The 5,511-nt window shown below is 77.9% G+C and carries 6 protein-coding genes; 4 read left to right on the forward strand and 2 right to left on the reverse strand.

What is annotated here, in order from left to right:
- Positions 1–7: 7 nt before the first annotated feature.
- Positions 8–979: a carbohydrate kinase gene (locus GQS09_RS26565; protein WP_165990084.1), complete on the reverse strand. Its 972-nt coding sequence runs from the start codon at positions 977–979 to the stop codon at positions 8–10.
- Positions 980–1,183: 204 nt separating this feature from the next.
- Here GQS09_RS26565 and GQS09_RS26570 point away from each other — a divergent pair, with 204 nt between their 5' ends.
- The 4 genes from GQS09_RS26570 (at position 1,184) to GQS09_RS26585 (ending at position 5,226) form a co-directional block, all read left to right on the forward strand.
- Positions 1,184–2,245 (forward strand): LacI family DNA-binding transcriptional regulator, encoded by a 1,062-nt coding sequence (locus GQS09_RS26570; protein ID WP_165990085.1) that lies wholly within the window; start codon positions 1,184–1,186, stop codon positions 2,243–2,245.
- Positions 2,246–2,602: 357 nt separating this feature from the next.
- Positions 2,603–3,022, forward strand: a complete 420-nt coding sequence (locus GQS09_RS26575; protein WP_165990087.1) for a CBS domain-containing protein — start codon at positions 2,603–2,605, stop codon at positions 3,020–3,022.
- Between the two features lie 19 nt (positions 3,023–3,041).
- Positions 3,042–3,503 (forward strand): DUF2267 domain-containing protein, encoded by a 462-nt coding sequence (locus GQS09_RS26580; protein ID WP_165990086.1) that lies wholly within the window; start codon positions 3,042–3,044, stop codon positions 3,501–3,503.
- Positions 3,504–3,807: 304 nt separating this feature from the next.
- Entirely contained in the window at positions 3,808–5,226 is a 1,419-nt protein-coding gene (locus tag GQS09_RS26585) for an NAD(P)/FAD-dependent oxidoreductase (RefSeq protein WP_165990088.1), read from the forward strand.
- 32 nt (positions 5,227–5,258) lie between these two features.
- On the opposite strand, the gene GQS09_RS26590 is transcribed toward GQS09_RS26585, so the two are convergent.
- Positions 5,259–5,511 (reverse strand): DUF6223 family protein (locus GQS09_RS26590; RefSeq protein WP_243761821.1); only part of this gene is annotated, 253 nt, incomplete at its 5' end.

The raw sequence follows: 5,511 nt of genomic DNA on the forward strand, positions 1-5,511 counted from the left end.
GGCCGGCTCAGCCGCCGGACGCGGGCTCGGCGCCCCCTGGCCCGGCGAGCTGACCGGGCCAGGGCGGGTTGGGGCCGGGGACCGAGCAGGTCAGCGCGGCCACCCGGACGGCGAAGGCGCAGGCGTCCGCCACGTCCTGCGGTCCCACCCGGTCCAGCCGGCCGCCCAGCAGACCCCGGCCGCCGAGGTGGTGCAGCAGACCGGCGGTGAAGGAGTCGCCCGCGCCGACGGTGTCCACCACCTCCGTGCGCGGGGCGGCGACCGTCACCCGCCGGCCGTCCAGCGAGGCCAGCGCCCCCCGCGCGCCCCGGGTCACCACCACCAGGTGGACCCCGGCGGCATGCCAGTCGTCACAGGCCCGCTCGGCCGGGACGCCCGGCAGCAGCAGCTCCAGGTCCTCCTCGCTCAGCCGCAGGATGTCCGCCGTCCCGCACCAGCGGCCCAGCCGTTCCCGGTAGACCGCGGGCGGGACCAGAAGCGGCCGGACGTTGGGGTCGAGGGAGACGGTGGCGGAGGCCGAGGCCCTCGCCAGAAACTCCTCGATCACCGGGGCGCCCGGTTCGCGCACCAGCGCCAGGGAGCCGGAGTGCACACAGGCGGTGCCGGTCAGGTCCACGGCCGCCAGTTCGGCGGGCGTCCACTGCCAGTCGGCCGTGCCCTCGGCATGGAAGGTGTAGGCGGCCTGCCCGTCCGGAGCCAGGTCGGCGACCGCGAGGGTGCTGGGCTCGGCCGCGGCGACCGCATCCGCCAGACCGACCCCGGACCCGGCCAGGCGGTCGCGGAACAGCCGCCCGAAGACGTCCCCGGACAGCCGGGCCAGGAACCGGGTGGGCGTCCCCAGCCGGGCCAGGGCCACGGCGGTGTTCGCCGGGCCGCCGCCCGGCAGGACGCGCAGCGCGAGCTCGCCGGCCGCGGACTGCGGAGCGGTGAAGGCGTCGGCGACGCACTCGCCCAGGACGGTGATCGGGTGCGGGCTCATGGCGGTGGTCCCTCCGGTTCCGGCGGGCGGCGGAAGGCGAGTCCATCACTCCCCGCGCGCGGGTGTCAACGTTGACATGTGACATCGTTGTCAGCGCCCTGCCCCCTGCCCCCCTGCCCCGGACCCGCGTACCCCCGGACCCGCAGCGGCCCGGCGGTCCGGCCGCACGGCGCAGGCGGGGGAACACCGCGGAAGGAAGGTGACATGGCAGCAACCCGCCGCCCCACCCTGGCCGATGTGGCCCGCGAGGCGGGCGTGAGCGCCAAGACCGTGTCCCGCGTGCTCAACGGCGACGGACCCGCCGCCGAGGACACCCGGGAGAAGGTCCTCGCGGCCGTCACCCGCCTCGGCTTCCGGCTCAACCCGATGGCGCGCAGCGTCCGGCTCGGCGCCCCGGACACCGCCGTCGGGCTCGTCGTCCCCGACCTGGGCAACCCGTTCTTCGGGAGGGTGGCGGGCAGCGTGGAGGAGACGGTCCGGGAGCGCGGCCTCACCCTGCTGGTGGGCTCCTCCGCCGAGGACCCGGCGCGCGAACGCGCCCTGGCCGACACCTTCCTGGGCCGCCGGGTCAGCATGCTGCTGGTGGTCCCGGCGGCCGGGGCCGGCCACGCCGGCCTGCGGGAGGCCCGCGCCGGAGGGCTGCCCGTGGTGTTCCTGGACCGGCCCGGCTCGGGCCTGGCCGCGGACAGCGTCCTCAGCGACCACCGGGCGGGCGCCCGCGACGGCGTCGCCCATCTGATCCGGCACGGGCACCGGCGCATCGGTTTCGTCGGGGACCTCCCCGCCCGGCTGTACACCCGCCGTGAACGGCTGGCCGGATACCGGGCAGCGCTGGCGGACGCCGGGCTGCCCTGCGACCGCTCCCTGGTGGCGGGCGCCCACGACCGGCACCGGGCCGCCGCCGAGACCGCCCGGCTGCTCGCCCTGGCCGATCCGCCCACGGCCCTGCTGGCCGGGAACAACGTCGCGGCTCTGGGCGTGCTCGCGCAGCTCGCGCGGAGCGGACGGCGGGATGTGGCCCTGGTGGCCTTCGACGACCTGCCGCTGGCCGAGCTGCTCGATCCGCCGCTGACCGCGGTCGCCCAGGACCCGGCGGCCCTCGGCCGGGAGGCCGCGCGCACGGGGCTGGCCCGGCTGGACGGCGACCGCGGCCGGGCCCGCAGAATCACCGTCCCCACCCGGCTGATCCCCCGCGGCTCCGGCGAGCTCCCCGGCCCGGCGGCGGCCACCGGGCGAAGCGGCACGGCCGGGCGGCCCGGCGGCTGAGCCGGCGCACCGCGGCGCGGCGAGCCGGGGCGCCGGGAGCGCGGGGGACGTGCCGAGCCGCCGCCGGGCCCCGGAGCCGGACCGCCCGTCGGGCATTCCCGCCGGCGTCGCGGTTCGGCCGGCGGGACCCCCGGGTACCCGGGAACGGTCAGGACCGCGGCACGGCGTGCCCCGGCAGGAGAGGACCGGCCGGTTCCCTCCACGGGCACCCGCGGCCCGTGCCCGGGGCGGCGTCGCGGAAGGTCATGTGGCCGCGGTCCCTCGCAGGAACGGCCGGTCCGGGAGAAGGGCTCCCGGCCGGGTCCGGCCGGCCCCCGGGGGCGCACGGCCGACGAAGCCCACGTACGTGGAGGGATGATGGCGAGGAAGGTCCGTGAAGTGATGACGGCCCCGCCGCTGGCCGTGGAACCGCGGACGCCGGTGGCGGAGGTCGCCCGCACGATGCGGGACGACGGCATCGGCGCGGTGCTGGTCACCGAGGGCGGGACGCTGCGCGGCCTGGTGACCGACCGGGACCTGGTGGTACGGGTGCTGTCCCGGGGCGGGAACCCGGACGAGCACACCGTGGCCGAGGCCTGCAGCGAGGACCTGGTCAGCGTGCGGCCCGAGGACGACATCGGCCGGGCGGCCGCGCTGATGCGGGACCGGGCGGTGCGGCGTCTTCCGGTGGTGGAGGGCAGCCGGCCGGTCGGGATCGTGTCCCTGGGCGATCTGGCCGTCGAACGTGACCCCGGTTCCGCGCTGGCGGACATCAGCGCATCGGATCCGAACGAGTAACCGGAAGAGGGGTTCCACCGTGGATCACGACACCTTTATCGGCCAGGTCCAGGCCCGCGCCCACCTCGGCAGCCGCGGGGCCGCCGAGGCCGCCGCCCGGGGCACCCTGGAAACCCTGGCCGAGCGCATTCCCGCCGGTCTGGCCGACAATCTCGCCGCCCAGCTTCCCAGGGAGATCGGCGAGCACCTGCGCCGCGTGGCGGCGGCACCGGATGAGCCGAGCACCGGCCTGCCCATGGACAACCGCGAGTTCTTCGACCGTGTCGCCCTGCGTTCCGGCGCCGACACCCCCAAGGCGGCCCATGAGGCCCGCACGGTGATGGAGGTGGTCGGCGAGGCGACCCAGGGCGCGCTGATGGACAAGGTCCGGCAGTCCATGGACGACGAACTGGCCCGCAGCNCGCTGATGGACAAGGTCCGGCAGTCCATGGACGACGAACTGGCCCGCAGCCTCTTCGCCGGCAGCACCGGCACCGCCTGAGCGGGCCCGGGGAGCCGCGGTCCGGTCAGGAGGCCGGACCGCGGCTCCCCTCCGTCCGGCCCGGCGGCCGGGGGCCGCGACCACGGCTCCGTGCGGCCTGACGGCCGGGCGGCCGTCAGGCCGCACGGGCGCGGGCCGGGCCGTGCCGGCGGCGTGGTCAGGGCTCGTCGATCAGTCCGCCCCTCCGTCCGCGACGGTGAGCGGGACCGGCCGCCGCGCGCCGCCCGGTGCCGTCTGCCCATGACCCCGCGTCGCCTGGAAGACTCGCCGCTGACGACCGATACTCCCGGAGCGAGGGGCGGGGCTGGTGGACGCAGCACAGCACACGGACGGCGGGGCACGGCGGCGGCACGCGGTGGTGGTCGGGGGCTCCCTGGCCGGTCTGCTGACCGCCCATGTCCTGGCCGCACACGCCGGGCGGGTGACCGTGGTGGAGCGGGACCTCCTCCCGGAGGGGCCCGAGCCACGGCCCGGGGTGCCCCAGGGCCGCCACCTCCACGTACTGCTCGAAGGCGGACAGCGTGCACTGGAGTCGCTGCTGCCCGGATTCCTCGCCGGCCTGCAGGCCGCGGGCGCGCCGCGGGTGGGCATGCCCTCGGACGTGGTGCAGTGGCAGGACGGCCGCTGGTTCCCGCGGCTGCCCGCCACCACGCACCTGTGCACCGGCTCCCGCCCCCAGCTGGAGCAGCTGGTCCGGAGGCGGGTGCTGGCCCGTCCGGAGATCACCGTCCTGCCCGCCACCGAGGCCGTCGGGCTGCTGGGCGGCCCGGACCGGGTGCGCGGCGTGCTGGTGCGCGAACGCGGCGACGGCGCCCGGGACGGCGCCCGCCCCCTGCCCGCCGACCTGGTCGTCGACGCCTCGGGGCGTGGCACCAGGGCCCCGGAATGGCTGTCCGCGCTCGGCGCCGAACCCCCGCCGGAGGAGCACATCGACACCGGACTGGCCTACGCCTCGCGCGTGTACCGCGACACCCGCGGCGCGCTCGGCCCGGCCACCTCCCTCGGCTACTACCTGGTCCCCAACCCGGCACAGGTCTACGGCGCGGTGGTGCTGCCGCTGGAGGACGGCACCCATCTGGTCACCCTCTCCGGGCTGCGCGACGACCGGCCGCCCACCGACCCCGAGGGGTTCGAGTCCTACGCCGGGCGGCTGCCGCACCCGCTGGTCCAGCAGTGGATGCGCGGGGCCGAACCCCTCTCGCCCGTGTACGGCTTCCGGCGGACGGCGAACGTCCGGCGCCGCTACGACCTGCCGGGCCGCCGCCCGGCCGGCTTCCTGGCCACCGGCGACGCCCTGTGCACCGTCAACCCGATCTACGGGCAGGGCATGGCCGTCGCCGCGCTGTGCGCCGTGGCTCTGCGCGACGCGCTCGCCGGTCCGCGCCGCACGCCCACCACCCGGCGGGTGCAGCAGGCGCTGCTCGCCGCCGCCCGGCAGGCCTGGGACATCTCCGCCGGGGCGGACCGCACCATGCCGGGCGCGGTCGGCAACGCCGTCGGCGTCCGGGCGGTCGACCGCCCGGCCGGCTGGTACCTGCGCCGGGTCCAGGAGCGCTATGCCACGGACCCGGCCGTGGCCCGCGCCTTCCGCGCGGTGCTCTCCCTCTCCGCGCCGGTCACCTCGCTGTTCGCACCGGCCGTGGCCCGTGCCGTGCTCTTCGGCCCGGTGCTGCCCACCCCGGCCGGACCGCCCCTGACGCACCCGGACGAGGACCGGCACTGACCGCCCGGGCACCCCGCGGCCGGCACCCGTGGTCAGCCGGTGCGGCGGGAGCGGGCCAGGGCCAGCCCGGCGAGGACCGTGCCGATCAGGCCCACCACCAGTGCCACGACGGCCCCGCCCAGCCCGTTCCCGGTGCCCAGGCCGCCCTCGGCGGTGGCCGCGACCAGACCGCCGAGGACCATGCCGGTCAGCGACGCCACCAGCGCCACGACGGCCCCGGGCCGCCCCGGCCCCGGTCCGGAGCGGCCGGCGGAGCGGGCCCGGGCCAGGGCCAGCCCGCCGGCG

The sequence above is a fragment of the Streptomyces sp. YIM 98790 genome (genome assembly GCF_011421595.1).
Classification (GTDB): domain Bacteria; phylum Actinomycetota; class Actinomycetes; order Streptomycetales; family Streptomycetaceae; genus Streptomyces.

Bases quoted from the DNA above. Each gene is read 5' to 3' on its own strand.
- GQS09_RS26565 (WP_165990084.1), bottom strand. From the start codon at position 979: ATGAGCCCGCACCCGATCACCGTCCTGGGCGAGTGCGTCGCCGACGCC.
- GQS09_RS26570 (WP_165990085.1), top strand. From the start codon at position 1,184: ATGGCAGCAACCCGCCGCCCCACCCTGGCCGATGTGGCCCGCGAGGCG.
- GQS09_RS26575 (WP_165990087.1), top strand. From the start codon at position 2,603: ATGGCGAGGAAGGTCCGTGAAGTGATGACGGCCCCGCCGCTGGCCGTG.